The organism is Alcanivorax sp. UBA3183 (genome assembly GCF_002364155.1).
In the GTDB taxonomy this organism is placed as follows: domain Bacteria; phylum Pseudomonadota; class Gammaproteobacteria; order Pseudomonadales; family Alcanivoracaceae; genus Alcanivorax; species Alcanivorax jadensis.
In genome coordinates, this window is the sequence record NZ_DEXN01000034.1 from 93,151 (window position 1) to 108,666 (window position 15,516).

The following is a 15,516-nucleotide window of genomic DNA, read 5'->3' on the forward strand; positions in this document are numbered from 1 at the left end:
AGGCCCGGGAGCACTATGTCAGCATTACCCGTTATTACCGCCATGGGCGGCATCAATGCAGCCGGCCGTAGCGCCTTGCATTTCGGCTTTCAGCGATTGATTTTTGATGCCCTGCCGGATATCACCCGCCAGGACACTCTGCGTTCGCTGGGCCAATTGACCGGCCGCGCCCCGGACGATCAGCTGGCGGCCACGCTGATCCGTGCCCTGCCCGACGCCCACCGTCTCCACGCCGCCATCAGCGGCACCAGCGACATTCCCGTTACCCTGGAAATGCGCAACATGGACCTGCCTGACCCGCTACCCGCTGGCTGGCAGGTCTCTCCTATCGACAAGCGCCGCAGCCGGGTGACCCTGCCTGCGGGGCTGGACCTGCGTGTGCCCCATGACGCCCCACGCCGCGTCAGCGCCGCCGGGCAACTGCCGGACGGCTTCGACCCCGGCGCTCTGTATGCCTCGCGCAATCACCCCCGCGCCCTGCAGATGGCGATCTTCGGCATCAGCGATGCGCTGGGGGATCTGGGTATCGACTGGGCCACCGTGGCCGGCAAGGTACGCCCGGACCAGGTGGCGGTTTACGCCAGCAACGCCATGTCACAGATGGACGACAACGGCCTGGGCGGCGTCATGCGCTTCCCCCCCAACGGCCAGCGCATCACCTCAAAACAGGTACCGTTGGGGCTGGGCGAAATGACCGCGGATTTCCTCAACGCCTATGTGCTGCACTCGGTGGGGACTACCGGCGGCATGCTCGGCGCCTGCGCCACCTTCCTCTACAACCTGGAAAAAGGGGTGCAGGCCATTCGCAGTGGCAAGGTCCGGGTGGCCATCGTCGGCACCAGCGAGGCACCGCTGATGCCAGAAATCATGGAAGGTTACCGGGCCATGGGCGCGCTGGCGGAAGACCAGGATCTGGCGGCACTGGATGGGGCGACTCAGGCCGATGTGCGTCGTGCCTGCCGACCGTTTTCCGACAACTGCGGCTTCACTATGGCCGAGTCTGCCCAGTTTACCGTGCTGATGGATGATGCCCTGGCACTGGAGCTGGGTGCCGACATTCTTGGTGCGGTACCGGACGTGTTTATCCACGCCGACGGCGCCAAGAAATCCATTTCTGCTCCCGGGGTCGGCAACTACCTGACCGTGGGCAAGGCCGCCGCCCTGACCCGCCAGCTGATCGGCGAAAAGGGCCTGCGCGAGCACAGCTTTGTCCATGCCCACGGCACCGGCACGCCCCAGAACCGGGTCACCGAATCGGTAATTCTGGACCGGGTGGCAGACGCCTTCGGCATCCGCCATTGGCCGGTCACTGCTATCAAGGCCTATGTGGGACACTCGCTGGGCAGCGCCGGGGGCGATCAGCTGGCGGCGGCCCTGGGCAGCTTTGCCCAGGGCGTCTTGCCGGGCATCCGCACCATCGACCATATCGCCGGCGATGTGCACCGCCAGCATCTGGATTTCGCCATGGAGCATGTGCAGCGTGATGATTTGCAGGCCAGCCTGATCAATTCGAAAGGCTTTGGCGGCAACAATGCCACCGCCGTGGCCCTGTCAGCCACAGTCACCGAAGCCATGTTGCAGCAGCGCCATGGAGAGAAGGCCATCACTCATTGGCAAACCGCCCGGGACAGTGTGCTGCAGGCCAAGGCCCGTTTCCGCGACCACTGCCTGAACGAGGCGCCCAAACCGGTATATCGGTTTAACGACGGGGTGCTGGGGGATGAAGCGGTTACCTTGAGCGGGAAAGCCGTGCAGCTCAATGGCGGCACCGTCATGGGCTTTGATGACGACAGCGAGCTGACGGCTTACCAACTGGATCGCTAGAGATCCCTTGCAAGCCACTACTGGCACTCAAGAATGCCGTTGGAGCTTTGCTCGCAAAGCGAAGGTCGTCCCCACCCTTCGCCTTGCAAGCAGGACTCTAACATCCGGGTTTCCGGGTTCAGCGAATCTCCACCTGGAAGGCCGGCGACGCCCAGCCCCGGGGAGCGCTCTGCCCATCGCTGGCTAACGGCTCACCACCGTAAATCACCTGCTGTGAATCACCGTACTGCAGCCAGGTCTGCGTGGGCATTACCCCCTCGCCAGGCTTGCTGTAATCGCAGACGCCCTGCGGGAAAATTTCCGCTACCTGAGCCGCAAAAGCGTCCGGGTCCAGGGCCAGAGGATAATCGGCCGGGTCCACCGGTTTCAGCTGGCACTTGTTGGTCAGGGTTTCGATGCTGTCACCGGCCACGGTGCGTGGGGTGCCGAAACGGGTCTGCACCACGGTCTGTTGCAGGTTCAGAATCGGATCGGTAAGCGGCGCCAGCAAATCACCCAGCGTACCCAGCAAGTCCCCCAGCACCGGCAGCTCGGCCACTACCGGTAGCTCGCTGATATCCAGGCCACATACCTGGCCGGTCAGCGCATCCACCACCACCCCGGCTTCCGCCGGCGCCGGCGGCAACAAGGACAGATCCAGCCCCGGCAGGATCGGCTCCGGGTACAGCAGGTTGCCGGTCAACGGTACGATGGGCCCCTCCGGGCCGAACAGGGACGACACCGACAGACAACGGTCACGGGCATAGACCGGCTTGTTGGCCACCACTTTCTCGGCCACCGGCGTGGCAGTGTCGTCCTGCTCGATGCCCGATAACCAAAGGTCCATGACCAACAGGGCTTCCGTGGTGAAAACCGTATCGCCAAACAGCGGCGCCGGTCCATACCAGATCACATGGTTGTCAGCATGGCCCTGGCTCTGCTCCAGTCGCGCACGCATCTGCCAGGAATGGTAGGCATCGTGGGCAATGCCCGGGTCCGGCCCACGCAGATCAATGATCGGCACCTTGGCCAGATGCTCGGCGGTGTTGATGGCGCCGGTGCGATAGGCATTACGCAGGGCTTGCGGGTCGGCCACGGTGCGCTCGGCCTGGTAGTCGATATCCACGCTCAACCCACCGATTTCGCGATTTAACTTGAGAAACTGCTCGCCGCTGATTACCCCGTTTTGCAATGCTTTCAAACCATACTGGACACCCACATTATCCAGCGGAATACCGCCAAAACCGCGACCGAGCAACTGCTCGTTGCTGGACCATACCGACGGGTCACGGGGGCCGAACTGATTGATCATGTAATCCAGCAATCCACAACGCAGTCCGTCCGGCTGCGACTCGGCGTCATAGACTTCCACCCCTTCCTGCAGACCGGGGCAATCTTCCTGGTTCGGGTAGGCAGCCGGGAAGAAGGCCAGGTCGGAGAACACCGGGTTCAATGGCAAGTGGCCATAGAAGGCGGACCACTGCGCGGCCGGAATCACCCCGGAAGTCAGTAGCGAGGTGACCACCTCCTGAAAACCCTGAGGGTCCGTGGGCAGCTGGTTGCCGAAGTAGTTGCTGAGCAGGTTGTAGTCCGCGAACTGGGTGGCGGTGGTCCAGACATCCGGGTAGGAACATTGCACGATCAACCCCTGATAAATGCCCGGATAGGCATTGGCCACGTGGTGCTGAGTGATGGAGCCACCGGAGCAACCGGTGCCGATGGTGTAACGGATTTCCCCGTACTGTTCGATGATGCGCTCCTTGCCCATCATCAGCGATTCCGCCGCCGTTACCAGGTTGGCGTTATGGCCCAGGTTGGCCTGGGCGGTAGACAGGGTCATGAAACCTCGCGCCAGAGCGGTGGTAATGCTGTCACCCAGTAACAGCTCGGCGCCCGCCGGCGCGGTGCCGGCGATATCGCCGCGGGGCACTTCACCCATGCCATAACTGACTCCCACGTTACCGCCATGATGAATCAGCAGCTTGCCGTTCCATTGCGGTTGCGGTGCCAGGGCGGTCCAGGGCTGATCCGGCTGATAGAGGGCCATGATCAGGTAACGGTCACGATTCTGAACCCCTTCCTCCATGCGCACGATAAAGGGCAGTTCTACCCCTTCATCAGTGGTTATCCGGGCAATGCTGTCATCCGCAGGCGGATTCGCCGGATCATAAGGCTGGAAGGCTTCCGGCAATCCGGGGTTTTCCGGGTCGAAACCGGTCAGCAGGCTTTCCAGTTTGTTGGCCGGCACATATTGGAAGCTGTACTCCGCTGGCTGATTGCACTGGGCATCTACAGCCTGAGCATTGGTGCACTGCCAGGGCTGCAACTGGGGGCCGGAAAACACCGGGCCGCCGTTGGGATGGTTGATGATCTGTTGCTCCAGCACCGACTCATCCGCCAACACCACGGTCAGGGTATTGGCACCCAGGCCCATACCCTGCAACAGCCCTTTGAGGCCCCCATCGCTGGTGGCAGTCAGTTGCTGGGTCACCTCCCGATCCCCCAGCATCACTATTGCACCATTCAACAAGGCGCTATCGTCAGCGGTAATTTCCACCAGCGCATCACCACCACTGATCAGGTCCGCACGGTTGGACAGCACGCTGATGTTCCCTTCCCCGGCCCGCGGGGCATCGGGAATATCCGGATCGGGAGTGTTCGGGACCGGATTACTGGCAGCCGGCGACGATGAAGAACCGCCACCACCACAGGCGGCCAGCAGGGCTACCAGGCCGGTAGCCAGCAAAAGAGAAAGGGCTTTCATGGGACACTCCAGGCCGGCGCGCTGGCCGGCTTATTGTTGTTAACATCAGTGTTAACCCATTCTCATGGACAGCGTGCCGACTTACTGTTGATGTGCGGTAGCAGGATAGTTACCGGGAGGCGACATTCTTTGCAGAATGTTGCACGTATGTACCACCCATTATTCAACTTGGTTCAGGCTCACGACCCACCCTGTTAAGGTAGCCGCAATCACTGGATGGACTGCCCATGATCCGACTGAAACTTGCCCTGCTCATGCTACTGGCGCTGATCGCCTGCACCGCCCTCTGGCATCGATACAAACCGCTGCCGGACGGCCTGGCCCATGAGTCGCCGTTACTGCCTGCCCAGGGCCTGACCCTGCTGGTGGATGACACCTGGGAAACCGCCGATGGCAAGCGCGCGATGCGCCAGCGCATTTTCGACGAGACCCTGCGCCTGATCGGCCAGGCCCGGCAACTGGTGGTGGTGGACATGTTTCTGTTCAATGCCTTTCAGGGCACCGACGATGCCAGCTACCGCCCCTTGTCAGCGCAGTTGACCCAAGCACTGCTGGACAAGAAACAGCAGCAGCCTGACTTGCCGGTGATTCTGATCAGTGACCCGATCAACACCCTCTACGGTGGCCTGCACAGCGAGCACCTGGAGCGCCTGGAAGACGCCGGGGTGGTGGTGATCACCACCCCGCTGACACGCCTGCGCGACTCCAACCCGAGCTGGTCAGGGATCTGGCGGATCTGCTGTCAGTGGCTGGGCAACAGCAACGAGGGTGGCTGGCTGCCCAACCCTATGGGGCCGGGCAAGGTCACCCTGCGCAGTTACCTTACCCTGCTCAACTTCAAGGCCAACCACCGCAAGACCCTGGTGGTGGATGAAGGCGACCGGTGGACCGCGCTGGTCACCACGGCCAATCCCCACGATGCCAGCAGCGCCCACAGCAATCTGGGCCTCACGTTCCAGGGCCCGGCCGTGGCGGACATGCTGGAGAGCGAGTTGGCCGTGGCGCGAATGGCGGGCGTCAGCCTGCCCGATCTGCCGACACTCTCGACCGGGACCCCTGCCGACACGGCCCCGGCCCAGCTTCAGGTACTCACCGAAGGCGCCATCCGCGATGCCCTGCTGGCCGCCGTTGAGCGCAGCCGCAGCGGAGAGGCACTGGATATCTCTGTGTTCTACCTGTCCCACCGCCCCCTGGTGAAGGCGCTGTTGGCGGCCCATGAGCGGGGCGTAACCGTGCGCGTGCTGCTGGACCCCAACAAGGATGCCTTCGGCCGCCAGAAAAACGGCATCCCCAATCGCCAGGTGGGGGCGGAGCTGCGGACCGCGGGCATTGAGGTGCGCTGGTGTAATACCCAGGGTGAGCAATGCCATACCAAGATGCTGCTGCGACGGGGAGCAGAACGCTCGGAAGTGATTATCGGCTCCGCTAACTTCACCCGCCGCAATCTGGACAACCTGAACCTGGAAAGCAGCGTGCGAGTGCTGGCAAAAACGGATCACGCCCTTATGGTCGATGCCCGATCCGCCTTTGCCAGACGCTGGGACAATCGTGACGGGGAGAAACACAGTACCGATTACGGGGTCTACGCGGATGAAGCGACCTGGAAGTACTGGGTGTATCGGGTAATGGAATTTACCGGGTGGAGCAGTTTTTAGGATAAAGGCGATTTTTTTACCACAGAGGGCACAGAGGCCACTGAGTAAAAACAACACGCGTCCTTTGTAAGCGCAAAGGCCCCTGTAGGAGCGTGCTTGCACGCGAACCCGTGACTTGCCGCAAGCAATTCGCGTGCAAGCACGCTCCTACGGGCCCATGAAGCCCCGGGGGTTATTCCGTCACCGGGGGTTCTTTCACCAACCGGTTGCGATACCAATCCAGACCACTGACCGCGCCGTTGATCAACCAGGCGGCGGCGACCAGGCCGCCGGCCATGGGCCAGCCCCAAGTTTCCGGCAGCAGCTCGGTACCGGGAACAAACACCAGGAACAACACGGTTTCCAGCACCGCCAGCAACATGGGCGCCGCCAATCGAGCCGGGTAATGCAGCTCAATGCCCAACCAGCGCAGAGCGGCACCGCCCATGCCAAGGCCAAGCCAGATAACAATCAGACCACCAATAATCACTGCCACCGTTAACGCTCCTGTTGCTGTTCTGCGTAGACTGCCTCACGGCCGTGCCGGACCGCCATGCCTTCGCGGACTTTTTTCGGCAAACCACCCACTACCAGCGCATAGGAATGGTCAATCATGCGCTGGATTTCCCCCACCGGGATGGAGCCGTCCAGCTTGACGGTATTCCAGTGTTTCTTGTTCATGTGGTAGCCGGGAATCACAGCTTCGAAGATATCCCGCAGTGCTGGCAGGCTGTTGAAAAGCCCCTTGCGTACTCAGCGAGGCCAGAAGGGTGCAGCTGTTGTGTTTTGTCGCGACGGACAGGGTGGTTCCCTTTCCTAGCGACAAAGCGCAGCAGATGTGCCCTTCTGGCCTCGCCCTCCGGGTCTTCCAGGCTGGCCCGCACTCGTTGTTGCGCTTTTTCGATGGATGGACATACACCTTCAAAAGCGCGCCTAGATTGCAAACCAGCCTGAAAGACTGAGTATGCAAGGAGTTATTCAGAGGCTCCTTGACCTCGCACCGTTCAGGGCAACGCCAAGTAATTCCTTGCTAAAAGTGATAAGCTATTTTAGAGATAAAACATTTAGAAGTCAAAGTAACTGCCGGCGGGAACCCGCCAAAACCGCGCCACTCTACGTCTTCTCTGGCCTGCGCGGGGTTTGCCTCAAGCCCTGTCATGGGCCGAAACCCCTCCCTTAGTTGAATCAATATTGCGCGCTGGGCAAAACCGTTCCCGGGGTTGAGCTGTCCTGGCCAATGTGGCCACAGTGGTGGCGCATGGCAGGGCTTAATGCGACCATACCCTGGGCCTGAAGCGACCGCTTCGTGGGCCGTTTTTGAACGTAAGTCGACAGATTGAGGATAGAGTCTTGCAGACAATGCGACTTGCGCGCCTGGCTTTGCTGGGGGTGTTGTTTATGGGCCTGGCGCCCACGGTAATGGCGGAACCCGATGAGGCTCCCCGCCAGGAAGCTGAAAGCGAAATCGAAAAGGGGCCGGTGATTTCCCAGTTTCGGGAAAACTGGATCCTTGGCGAGCTGCGTAACCTCCGTCAGGACATGATGGAGTACCGTAACCAGATGAACCTGCTGGTCACCGACCGGGAGCTGGAAGTGGCGGACAAGGCCATGGGCTACGCCACCAATACGGTGACCTACTTCTTCTATCTGATTGCCGGCGCCGCCTCCATTCTGGCCCTGGTGGGCTGGTCCACCATCCGTGACTTGAAAGACAACGTGCGAGTCTACGCGGAAAAGGAAATGGCCCGCCTGACCAGTGAGTACGAGGCGCGCCTGGCGGACCTGGAACGGGAGCTGCGCAAGAAGTCCCTGACCATCGCCGAAAACCAGGAAGAGATCGAGCGTACCAACGAGATCCACAGCCTCTGGCTCAAGGCCACCAAGGAGCCCAGTGCCCAGGCCAAGATCGAGCTCTATGACCGGATTCTGGAGCTGCGCCCGGACGACCCGGAAGCCCTGGCCTGGAAGGCGGATGCGGCCCTGGAGCTGGGCGAGCAGCGCTGGGCCCTGAGCCTGTGCGACCGGGTACTGGAAGTGGATGAAGAGAACTCCCATGCCCTATACCAGCGCGCCTGCGCCTGGGCCGGGCTGGGCGAAATCGATAATGCCCTCACCGACCTGGAGGCTGCCATCCAGACCTCGGAAACCCTGCGTCGCCACGCCCGTAGCGAAGAAATGTTCCGGCCGCTGCACGAGTTGGCCCGCTTCCAGGAACTGGTTGGAGTTACTGACGATAGCGGCCTGGCTGATTGATAGCCCGCTTCTGTCAATCCCATAGACAAAGCCGCGCCCGCAAATGGTCAATTTGCGGGATACTTTCTGCTAGACTTGCCCCCCTTGTCAGTCAGGGCGATGACGGCCGGGTTACCGTTTTGTTCACCCGGAGGGTCCTATCATGGCCCCTTGCACGCCCCTATGGAGAATCCCATGACACGTGAAACGGGTGCCGGTGGCACCAAACAGATGCCGGACGTTGCGTCCAATTCCATGGTGGATCACATCCATAGCACCCTGGATTGGGTCGGCATGAGCGAAATTCATCTGCCAGCCCGGGTCAGTGACACCCTGGCCGGCGAGCGCCCGGTGAGCACGTCCATTCAGGCCTATGTGAACCTGGCCAATCCGGACGCCAAGGGCATTCATATGTCCCGGCTGTTCCTGATGCTGGAAGAGACCTTCGGCGACCATTCGGTCAGTGCCGCGTCCATCGAGCAGCTGCTGCGTAATTTCCTGCAGACCCATGAAGGCCTCAGTACGCGTGGCTTTGTGCAGCTGGACTTTGAATACTCCATGCGTCGCCCGGCCCTGAAAAGCAGCTACTCCGGCTGGAAGAGCTATCCGGTGAGCATCAAGGGCACCCTGTGTGAAGAAGGCATGCGTATCGAGATGTACGTGGAAGTGCCATATTCCTCTACCTGCCCCTGTTCTGCAGCGCTGTCCCGCCAGCTGATTCAGGAACAGTTCCGCCGCGATTTTGCCGAAGGCAAAGTGGATGCGGATGCGGTGTTCGAATGGCTTGGTACCGAAGAGGGCATCCTGGCGACCCCACACAGCCAGCGCTCCGTGGCCCAGGTGCGGGTGTTGCTGGACCACACCGAAGGGGATGCCTTCCCGATCACCGCCTTGATCGATTCCATCGAGGGTTCCCTGAAAACGCCGGTGCAGACCGCCGTGAAACGGGTGGACGAGCAGGAATTTGCCCTGCTTAACGGTCAGAACCTGATGTTCTGCGAGGATGCGGCGCGCCGTCTCAAGCAGGCCTTGAACCCGCAGGGGTGCTACAAGGACTTCTGGCTGCGTGTGAACCACCTGGAAAGCCTGCATGCCCACAACGCGGTGGCGATCGTCACCAAAGAAGTGGACGGTGGCTACCTGCCGATTCCCTGATCCAATCAGGGAATTCTTTAAAGCCTCCTTCCTTAACGGGAAGGGGGCTTTTTTGTGGCTGCCGGGGCCTTCAGGTCCTTGTGGGAAGCGATGCTTGCATCGCGAAGGGCTGGCACCGTTAGCGTATTGATGGCTCCACCATTTCGACTTTTCCCCGTCCCCTTCGTTGCGCCCCCTCCCTTTGTGATTTGCGGCCACGGTGCTACCCGGTTGCTCAAGTTGTGATCAAATGCCGGGCCGGTCGTACCGATATCCGCTAGTTTGCATATCGGTACTGGCGTCCCATCCAGGCCGACAACAATAAAAACACGCTAGGCAGACCAGAAATGAGTGCGACTGATGCGTCCCGGCCCGCTGCGGGTCGGTTCTACCGGAAGGAACTGGTGGCATTGCTGGATCATTGTGTCCGGGTTCCGCTGACCCTGTTGCTGGCCCCGGCCGGGGCGGGCAAATCCACGCTGCTCAGCCAGTGGCAGAGCGGGGGCGAGTCCCGTGCGGTTGTGTCCCTGAACCTGCGCCCGGCGGATGATGATCCGGTGCGCTTCCTGCGCCGTTTTGCCGAACGCACCCGGGCAGTGGTGCCGGCCTTTGATACCTCCTGGTTCATGCCTTTTGACGTGGCTGAGTTGCCACCATCTTCCATTGCCGATGCCCTTTTTGATGCGCTGGAGCAGGTCCGCGAGCCCCTGTTTATTGTCTTTGATGACTTTCAGCATATCCGCAGCCCGGAAACCCTCAGCGTCATCAGCACCCTGCTGGATCAGCCACCGGCAGACGTCCATCTGATTATTGCCAGTCGTACCCAGCCGTCCTTTGATGTCAGTCGCCTGCGGCTGGACGATGCGGTGGTGGAGATCGGCGCTGCCGACCTGAAGATCCGTCGCGAGGAAGTTACCGCGCTCAATGAAGGCCTGGGTGGCACGGCCCTGGACGAGGACGAGCTGGCCCACCTGCTCACCATCACCGAAGGCTGGATGGCCGGGGTCAAGATTGCCCTGCTGGCGGCCATGCGCTCAGGGATGCAGACCCTGCAGGACTTTGATGCCAGCCAGCCGGAGTTGATGGAGTACTTCGGCCATGCGGTCTTGAAGGGCCTGCCCGATACCGCCCGCACCCTGTTCATGCAGAGCTCGCTACTGGACAGTTTCAATGCCGAGCTGTGCGACCAGGTGCTGCAAAGCGATCGCGCCGCCCGCCTGATCGAAGAGCTCACCTCCCGGGAGCTGTTTCTGATCCCGGTACCCGGCAAGCCCGGCTGGTATCGTTACCATGCATTGCTCAAGGATTTCCTGCGTGCCCGGGTGGCCATCGACATGCCCGACTGCATCGCGCCGATTCATCGCCGGGCCACCCGCTATTTCGTGCGTCAGCAGAATTTTCGTCAGGCGGTGTGGCATGCCAAGCGGGCCGGGGACGACAGCCTGTTCATTCACTGCCTGGAGCAGGCGTTCGATTACTGGCTGCGCGAAGGCTACACCGCCCATATTCTCGACTGGGCGGAAACTCTGCCCGATAGCGTGATTCTCAGTCGCGACGAGCTGTCCGCGCCCCTGATCAGCACCCTGACCCTGTCACGCCGTTTCTTTCGCGCCCGCTATTACCTGGATGCCTTGAAGGAGGCGACACGCACTGGCGAAGCTGCCTGGGGAAACCATGCCCGGGTGATCGATTTTCTGGAAATGCACCTGCAACTGTTTCAACACGACACCGACTTCATGGAAGGCGCCAATCTGTCGCTGCTGATGGAAAGTAGCGGGCACCGGGATATCCGCGCCTTCTCCCTGGCCGTGGTGGCTTATTACCATTTGCAGCATGGCCGTCTGGAATCCGCACTGGCGTTTTCCTGTCAGGCCCGGGACGTGCTGCTGCGGCTGGGGCATCATTTCACCGCCGGTTACGCCGGGTTGATTACCGCCCTGGCCAATCACCAGCTTGGCCATATCGGTGAAGCGGTGGCCTTTATCAACGAGCATTTCCATGGCACATCCAGGGAGTGCCCCACCTGGTCCCTGTGGGCAACGGGGATGGTGGTGGTGTTGTACGACCAGAACCGGCTGGAAGAAGCCCAGCAACTGTGCGAAGACCTGTTGCCCATGGTGTCATCTGCCTCGGCAACGGAAGTGATTTCCACCGTCTACCTGACGCTGTCGCGGTTGCAACACTTGCAGGGCAAGCAGAAACCCTCGGAGCGCATGCTGGAAAAACTGCTCGGCATCTTGCAGCTGGGAAATTACCAACGCTTCGTCAACATGGCGGTGCTGGAAATGATGCGCCAGGCGTTCACGACCGGTCACTGGGCCCGACTGGATGCGGTAGCGGAACGCTTCGACCTGGCCGGCTGGGTGGCTGACAACGCCACGCGTACCCCGGCCACCTACAGCCAGAGCTGGGAACGCAAAGGGCTTGCCGCGGCCTACTGGCTGATCGCTAATGGCCGTCTTGCCGAAGCGGAAGCCGTGTTGCAGCGGCTGCTGGCGGTAGTGAAGGCGGCTGGCATCATGACTCGGGCCTCCATCATCGAGGCCAACCTGTTGGTGATCACCGGCAAGGGGCTTTCTGCCAGCGAGCAGGCCAAGCGGGTGGATGAACTGATCACCCGTTACGGTTTGCTCAACATCAACCGCTCCGTGTTTGACGAAGCGCCGGGGCTGGCCAGCCTGATGCAGGGGCTATGGGGCAGCGGTGCCCTGATGTTGCCGGATTTCTATACCCAGCTGTTCCCCACTGTGTTCGATGCGGCACCCGCCAACGATCCCCTGGCAGTGGACCCGGATTCGGTACTCACGCCGAAAGAACTGGAGATCTTCGAGCTGCTGCAGGGTGGCCTGAGCAATGCGGGCATCAGCGAAAAGACCGGCACCTCCATCACCACCACCAAGTGGCACCTGAAAAACATCTACAGCAAACTCGGCGTCTCCAGCCGCACCGAAGCCGTCCTGCGCGCCGCATCGAGATAGCCTTCCTAAACCCCACCTGTAGGAGCGCCGCTCCTACAGAGGCTCCTTAATCCTATCGTTGCAAACCATGACCCGGTTCGCGATTTCCGCTTACCCCCTCCCGCAGGAGGGGGTGGAGGGGTCGACCCCGTTGCTAGAGTCCGGGCGTTGTCATCCGACATACCCGAGAACAAAAGACGGAGGCTTATCATGGCTATGACCCCCTGGGTTACCTGGCCGGCCCTCACCAAATTCGGCACCCTGGGCGTTATGGGTGCGTTGCTGGTACTGGCCGGGCAGCGGGAAGACCTGCTCGAAAACAACATGTTCGACATGGAAAGCTGGGACGAAAAGAACGCCAGCATTGTCTGCGACGAACGCAGTCTCACCGCCCGTACCGAAGACGGCACCTGTAATATTCTCGACAATCCGGCGGAAGGCTCCGCCCACGCCAACTTCGGCCGTAACGTAGACCCGGCGTCGGTGTATGCGGAAAACGCCAGTGGCAACCTGCTGACCCCCAACCCCCGGGAAGTCAGTAACCTGATCATGTCCCGTGGCGGTGATTTCAAGCCTGCCACCACCCTGAATTTTATCGCCACCTCCTGGATTCAGTTCATGGTGCACGACTGGTTCGACCATGGTCCGCGCACCGAGGCCAACCCGATTGAATTCCCGCTGCCGCCGGGCGATGTGCTGGGCGATGGCACCATGTCCGTGCAGCGTACCCGCCCGGACCCGGATGTCAGCGGCGATGAATCCATCGTCACCTACGAGAACATCAACACCCACTGGTGGGATGGCTCGCAGCTCTACGGTAGCGACAAGGACACCAACGACGAAGTGCGCTCGTTCGTGGACGGCAAGCTGAAAGTGGACGGCAACGGCCGCCTGCCCACGGAATTTCTCAGCGGCAAACCCATCACCGGCTTCAATGAAAACTGGTGGGTGGGGCTGAGCATGATGCATCATCTGTTCACCCTGGAGCACAACGCCATCGCCGACATGCTCAAGGCCAACAATCCGGGCAAGTCTGATCAGTGGCTGTTCGACAAGGCGCGCCTGATCAACTCCGCGCTGATGGCCAAGATCCACACCGTGGAATGGACCCCGGCGATTCTGGCCAACCCGGTGCTCGAGCGGGCCATGTACGCCAACTGGTGGGGCCTGGGCGGCGATCGCGACACCCGCGACAAATTCCAGGAAGACCTGGATGTGCTCAACAACAACCTGGGTCAACTGGGCAGCCTGTTTGATCTGGTCGGTATCGACACCGGCCTGGGCGACAGCCCCACCAGTTCCATCGAGCATGCCCTGGCCGGCCTGGTCGGCTCGCGTACCCCGAACAACTACGGCGTGCCTTACACCCTGACCGAAGAATTTGTCTCCGTGTACCGCATGCACCCGCTGCTGCGCGACGAGATCAAGGTGTACGACATCGGTTCCAACATCGTCGATCAGGAAATTCCTATTGAGGACACCCGTAACGGCGACGCGGAAGACCTGCTCGGCGACGTGGGTCAGGACCGCCTGTGGTATTCCTTCGGTATCACCCATCCGGGGTCGCTGACCCTGAACAACTACCCGGATTTCCTGCGTAACCTGTCCATGCCGCTGATCGGCGACATCGACATGGCCGCCATCGACGTACTGCGTGACCGGGAACGTGGCGTGCCGCGCTACAACGAATTCCGCCGCCAGATCGGCCTCAAGCCAATCACCAGTTTCGAGGACCTCACCAGCGATCCCCAGCTGTTAGCGGATCTGAAGTCTCTCTACAACAACGACATCGAAATGATCGACACCCTGGTCGGGCAGCTGGCAGAAGAAACCCGTCCGGAAGGCTTCGGCTTCGGCGAGACTTCCTTCCAGATCTTCATCCTCAATGCCTCCCGCCGTCTGATGACCGACCGCTTCTTCACCACCGACTACACCGACGAGGTCTACACCGCCGGAGGCATCGACTGGGTGGAAGATCACACCATGGTGGACGTGATTCGTCGTCACTTCCCGGCGCTGGCCACCAGCCTGGTAGGCATGGACAACGCCTTCAAACCCTGGGGCCTGAACATGCCCGACGACTATCAGGACTGGTCGGCCCAGGCGAAACAGGACCACCTGTGGGTCAACGGCGCCCTGCGCACCAGCTACGAAGAAAGCGAAGTGCCCGCCATCGAACCCATCGACATCGGCGGCCTGATCAACTCGGTACTGTGGAAGAAAGTGCAGGATGTCACCGATGTGGCGCCCCCAGGCTATAGCAAGCCGATTCACCCGCGCGGTGCTTTGGCCAAGGTGCAGTTCCAGTCGGTAGCGGGCCATGACTACAGCGGCCTGTTCCAGGGCGCGGACCACGGCCTGCTACGCCTGTCCGTTACCGGCGACCCGTCCGACCGAGGCTTCGCTCCCGGCCTGGCACTGAAACTGCTGGTGGACGGCAAGCGCTCGGAAAACGTCTCGGCGCTTTATACCCTCAGCGGCCAGGGCAACAACCACAATATCTTCGCCAACGAACTGTCTAACTACGTGCAGGCGGAAGTGAATGAAACCCTGGGAACCACCACGCTGTTCTCGCTGGTATCCACCAAGCCCACGCTGCTGGTGATGAGCGACATGGCCAAAGTGAACCAGGACGGCAGCGCGGCAGGCAGCGTCAAAACACCGACGCAGGTCTACTTCGTGCCCAATCCGGATCTGAGAAACACCATCAGCACCGCCCCCCATGATTTCCGTGACGACCTCACGGCCATCCCGGCGGGCACCAAGGTGTACGACGTCTACGGCACCGACATGCAGATCCGTAAATCCATCTGGCCCTGGGTCACCGCACGCTATGCCCGAGAGCGTCGCAACAGCGCCGTAAAAATCGGCGAACTGGTCACCCAGTCCGAGTTCACCCTGTCCCAATTCGGTGACACCGGTATCTTCTTCAAGCACCAGCGTTACGAAGACCGTTAAGGGAGAGCGGCGCTAACACCGCCACCACCGGCCC

Annotated in this window: 8 protein-coding genes and 1 pseudogene; 6 read left to right on the forward strand and 3 right to left on the reverse strand. The window is 61.1% G+C overall.

Annotated elements, in window-relative coordinates; genetic code table 11:
* The first annotated feature begins 15 nt into the window (after positions 1-15).
* Positions 16-1,824 carry a beta-ketoacyl synthase gene (locus B3Q33_RS11450; RefSeq protein ID WP_272962697.1) on the forward strand — a complete coding sequence of 603 codons (1,809 nt, stop codon included), beginning with the start codon at positions 16-18 and terminating at the stop codon, positions 1,822-1,824.
* Positions 1,825-1,942: 118 nt separating this feature from the next.
* Here the strand turns inward: B3Q33_RS11450 and B3Q33_RS11455 are convergent, their stop codons facing one another.
* Positions 1,943-4,567 carry a DUF6351 family protein gene (locus B3Q33_RS11455; RefSeq protein ID WP_272962696.1) on the reverse strand — a complete coding sequence of 875 codons (2,625 nt, stop codon included), beginning with the start codon at positions 4,565-4,567 and terminating at the stop codon, positions 1,943-1,945.
* Between the two features lie 227 nt (positions 4,568-4,794).
* Between B3Q33_RS11455 and B3Q33_RS11460 the strand changes: the two genes are divergently transcribed.
* Positions 4,795-6,222, forward strand: coding sequence for a phospholipase D family protein (locus B3Q33_RS11460; RefSeq protein WP_035249383.1), 1,428 nt, complete (start codon positions 4,795-4,797; stop codon positions 6,220-6,222).
* Between the two features lie 172 nt (positions 6,223-6,394).
* On the opposite strand, the gene B3Q33_RS11465 is transcribed toward B3Q33_RS11460, so the two are convergent.
* A complete protein-coding gene (locus B3Q33_RS11465) occupies positions 6,395-6,697 on the reverse strand; it encodes a hypothetical protein (protein WP_035249380.1) in 303 nt (100 codons plus the stop codon).
* Between the two features lie 2 nt (positions 6,698-6,699).
* Positions 6,700-6,924 (reverse strand): annotated as a pseudogene (locus B3Q33_RS11470) (MmcQ/YjbR family DNA-binding protein); the annotation flags it as partial.
* 636 nt (positions 6,925-7,560) lie between these two features.
* Here B3Q33_RS11470 and B3Q33_RS11475 point away from each other — a divergent pair.
* The 4 genes from B3Q33_RS11475 to B3Q33_RS11490 all read left to right on the forward strand — a co-directional run bounded on the left by B3Q33_RS11475 (position 7,561) and on the right by B3Q33_RS11490 (position 15,482).
* The gene (locus B3Q33_RS11475; protein ID WP_272961572.1) at positions 7,561-8,454 is read left to right on the forward strand and encodes a TPR end-of-group domain-containing protein; all 894 of its coding nucleotides are present in this window, start codon (positions 7,561-7,563) and stop codon (positions 8,452-8,454) included.
* Positions 8,455-8,628: 174 nt separating this feature from the next.
* Complete coding sequence (folE2, locus tag B3Q33_RS11480) at positions 8,629-9,588, forward strand: GTP cyclohydrolase FolE2 (protein WP_232221982.1); 960 nt, start codon at positions 8,629-8,631, stop codon at positions 9,586-9,588.
* A 326-nt stretch (positions 9,589-9,914) separates the two neighbouring features.
* Positions 9,915-12,545: a LuxR C-terminal-related transcriptional regulator gene (locus B3Q33_RS11485; RefSeq protein ID WP_286827539.1), complete on the forward strand. Its 2,631-nt coding sequence runs from the start codon at positions 9,915-9,917 to the stop codon at positions 12,543-12,545.
* Positions 12,546-12,734: 189 nt separating this feature from the next.
* Positions 12,735-15,482 carry a peroxidase family protein gene (locus tag B3Q33_RS11490; RefSeq protein ID WP_273009806.1) on the forward strand — a complete coding sequence of 916 codons (2,748 nt, stop codon included), beginning with the start codon at positions 12,735-12,737 and terminating at the stop codon, positions 15,480-15,482.
* The last annotated feature ends 34 nt before the right edge of the window (positions 15,483-15,516 follow it).

Excerpts from the sequence above, each read along its gene's own strand:
- B3Q33_RS11450 (WP_272962697.1), top strand. The coding sequence starts at position 16 with ATGTCAGCATTACCCGTTATTACCGCCATGGGCGGCATCAATGCAGCC.
- B3Q33_RS11455 (WP_272962696.1), bottom strand. The coding sequence starts at position 4,567 with ATGAAAGCCCTTTCTCTTTTGCTGGCTACCGGCCTGGTAGCCCTGCTG.
- B3Q33_RS11460 (WP_035249383.1), top strand. The coding sequence starts at position 4,795 with ATGATCCGACTGAAACTTGCCCTGCTCATGCTACTGGCGCTGATCGCC.
- B3Q33_RS11475 (WP_272961572.1), top strand. The coding sequence starts at position 7,561 with ATGCGACTTGCGCGCCTGGCTTTGCTGGGGGTGTTGTTTATGGGCCTG.
- folE2 (WP_232221982.1), top strand. The coding sequence starts at position 8,629 with ATGACACGTGAAACGGGTGCCGGTGGCACCAAACAGATGCCGGACGTT.
- B3Q33_RS11485 (WP_286827539.1), top strand. The coding sequence starts at position 9,915 with ATGAGTGCGACTGATGCGTCCCGGCCCGCTGCGGGTCGGTTCTACCGG.
- B3Q33_RS11490 (WP_273009806.1), top strand. The coding sequence starts at position 12,735 with ATGGCTATGACCCCCTGGGTTACCTGGCCGGCCCTCACCAAATTCGGC.